The 516-nt window shown below is 53.7% G+C and carries 1 rRNA gene; it reads right to left on the reverse strand.

The features are described 5' to 3' along the window. Positions 1-516, reverse strand: a 23S ribosomal RNA gene (locus ACWA2B_RS27985); the annotation flags it as partial.

Below are 516 nucleotides of genomic sequence, written 5' to 3' on the forward strand. Positions count from 1 at the left end.
ACGGCTCCCACCTATCCTGTACAGATCGTACCCAAATTCAATATCAAGCTGCAGTAAAGCTCCATGGGGTCTTTCCGTCTTGTCGCGGGTAACCTGCATCTTCACAGGTATTAAAATTTCACCGGATCTCTCGTTGAGACAGCGCCCAAGTCGTTACGCCATTCGTGCGGGTCAGAATTTACCTGACAAGGAATTTCGCTACCTTAGGACCGTTATAGTTACGGCCGCCGTTTACTGGGGCTTCGGTTCATAGCTTCGCTCTTGCGAGCTTACCACTCCCCTTAACCTTCCAGCACCGGGCAGGCGTCAGCCCGTATACTTCGCCTTGCGGCTTCGCACAGACCTGTGTTTTTGCTAAACAGTCGCTTGGGCCTTTTCACTGCGGCCCCCTCGGGCTATTCACCCTACCGAGGCACCCCTTCTCCCGAAGTTACGGGGTCATTTTGCCGAGTTCCTTAACGAGAGTTCTTCCGCGCGCCTTAGAATTCTCTTCTCGCCTACCTGTGTCGGTTTGCG

Source organism: Paenibacillus sp. CMM36 (assembly GCF_053570945.1).